The sequence below is a fragment of the Frankia sp. AgKG'84/4 genome (assembly GCF_023242965.2).
Lineage (GTDB): Bacteria > Actinomycetota > Actinomycetes > Frankiales > Frankiaceae > Frankia.
On record NZ_JALKFU020001282.1, the window covers coordinates 1 to 2,243 of the forward strand.

Genomic DNA, 2,243 nt, shown 5'->3' on the forward strand with positions numbered 1-2,243 from the left:
CACTCGCGCTGCGGGCGCGGATGGTGCGCCCGCACAGCCCGGCGGTGGCGCTGCAGATCGCCGGGGTGGCCGCGCGGATCGCCGGGCTCAGCCCGACCCGGGCGCTCATCGCCGGCAAGGTCGTCACCAGCGCGTGCGCGGCGACCGGGGACGCCGCGGGCGTGCGCAGCGCGGTGGCCCGCGCCTGGCAGACGATGGAGCGCCTCGACGACGCGCACTTCGGGACACCCGGCTTCGCCCTGGAGACCTACTCCCCCGTGGATCTGGCCCTCGCCTGCGCCGAGGCGCTGACGACGGTGGGAGCCGCGGACGAGGCCACGCCGCACCTGGAACGCGCCGAGACGCTGCTCGCCGGTTCCGGCCAGACGGGGATGGTCGTGTCGGTGCACATGGCGCGGGCTCGGGCGGCGCTGGCCCGGGAGTTTCCCGACCGGCACGAGGCGGCCAGCCATGCCGGGCGGGCGGTGGCCCTGTCCGCCGACCGTCCGGCGGAGTGGCTGGCCCGGCTCGTGCGTGACGTGTCGGTCCTGGCGGAGCGGCGCACCGGCCTGGGCCTGGACGACCTGGTCGACACCACCACCCCCTGGCTGCACCACGAGCCGGAGGTCGACGTCCGCCCCACGGTGGCGCTGCCGAGGGGCGGACACGGCCTCGCCGGCCCGCGCGGCGTCATGGTGCAGCGGGCTGGCGGACCACCGACTGTGCCTGCGCCCCAGCCCGCACGGTGACCGGGCCGATGCCGAGGTAGCCGACGACCGGCAGGTCGACCGCCCGCGTCCCCTCCACCCGCACGGTCCCCGCGTCGACGAGACTGGAGCTCAGCGTCGTGTGCCCGCTGGGATCGGCCTGCCGCTGGTACTGGTTGACCGTGTCGGTGATGTCGGAGAGCGGAAGTTCGTGCAGTGCGCCGCCGGTGGAGTAGATGGCGTTCTCGTCGATGCGCTGCGCGGCGGCCAGCGCCGCGCCGTCCGCCGCCGACGCCACCGAACGCCGGGCGAGATACACCACCGACGCGTCGGTCACGACAATCACGAGCATGACCGCGACCATCAGATAGCCAAGGGTCAGTATCAGAATCGTGCCGCCATCGGCGACCTCCCCGGCCGCCGACCTCGGCATTGTCCGACCAGCACGGATTGCTCGCGGGCCGCAGGTCAGAGGCATGAGCGACTCCCATTCCGAGCCACTGGGCGCCGCTTGGCGGCGTCTCGCGCCGAACAACCTCCCGCAGCGTTCACATCATACGAGCAATGCCGATTTCGCCGGAAACCCGCCGGCTGATCACCGCGACGGGACGCGTCAGCCGCGCAGCGCTCGGTAGGTGGCGGCGGCGGCGGGGTGCAGCGGCAGTGGCTCGGTGTTGATGAGGTTGCCGACGTCGAGGTACTGGGTGCCCCGGGCCTGTGAGGGCACCAGTTGGCCGGCGTGCTCGACCAGTACGCGCACGGTCTTGCGGACCGCGGAGTCGGGCGTGTGCGAACCGGTGACCAGCAGGTTCGGGACGCCGACGGTCCGCACGGCGCCCGTGGCGCGGTAGGTGCCGACCGGCAGCGCGATCTGGTTGTAGTAGCGCCCGTACCGGGCCCGCAGGTCCGGGACGTAGCCGCCGAGGTCGATGAGGCGGATCCCCCACTGCCGGTCCGCCTCGGCCAGGACCGGGGTGGGTACGCCGCCGGACCAGAGCATCGCGTCGATCTGGTTGTCCCGCAGCGCGGCGACGGCCTCCTTGAGGGCCAGGTGCCGCGTCTGACCGAGGAAGATCCCGGCGGTGACGAACAGCCGCTCGCCGAACAGCGCGGCACCGGAGCCGCTCGCGCCGAGCGACACCACCCTGCCCGCGAGGTCCGGCAGCGACCACACCGCGCTGTCGGCGCGCACGACGAGCTGCATGTAGTTCTCGTAGACGCGGCCGAGGGCGGACAGCCGCACCGCGCGGCCGAAGTCGGGCGCGCCGGTACGGGCCGCGTCGAGCGCGTCGGCCAGGGCCAGGGCCAGGTCGGCCGAGCCGGCGTCGACCGCCCGGATGTTCTGGACGCTGCCCAGCGTCGGCACCACCCGGGCGTGCAGCAGCGGCCCCAGCAGGTTCGCGAACTCGATGTAGAACCCGTCCGGTTCGCCAGCGGCGATCGAGATCGGCCGGTCGCCGGTCGAGCAGGCGACGGTCGCCCCCGCCGTCGCCGTGGCCGCCGCCACCGCGCCGGCCGCGGAGCCGAGCAGCAGGCGTCGCCGGGACACGGTCACGA

General features: G+C 74.1%; 2 protein-coding genes and 1 pseudogene. 1 reads left to right on the forward strand and 2 read right to left on the reverse strand.

The features are described 5' to 3' along the window. A pseudogene (locus MXD58_RS29660) lies at positions 1-728 on the forward strand (hypothetical protein); the annotation flags it as partial. Here MXD58_RS29660 and MXD58_RS29665 read toward each other — a convergent pair. Both MXD58_RS29665 and MXD58_RS29670 read right to left on the reverse strand, forming a co-directional pair. After that, the gene (locus MXD58_RS29665) at positions 670-1,119 is read right to left on the reverse strand and encodes a pilus assembly protein TadG-related protein (RefSeq protein WP_248841124.1); all 450 of its coding nucleotides are present in this window, start codon (positions 1,117-1,119) and stop codon (positions 670-672) included. The pseudogene MXD58_RS29660 and the gene MXD58_RS29665 sit on opposite strands and share 59 nt — an antisense overlap. Before the next feature lie 180 nt (positions 1,120-1,299). Beyond that, the coding region (locus tag MXD58_RS29670) for a TAXI family TRAP transporter solute-binding subunit (protein WP_250611452.1) at positions 1,300-2,243 on the reverse strand (944 nt) is incomplete at its 5' end.

Bases quoted from the DNA above. Each gene is read 5' to 3' on its own strand.
- MXD58_RS29665 (WP_248841124.1), bottom strand. From the start codon at position 1,119: ATGCCGAGGTCGGCGGCCGGGGAGGTCGCCGATGGCGGCACGATTCTG.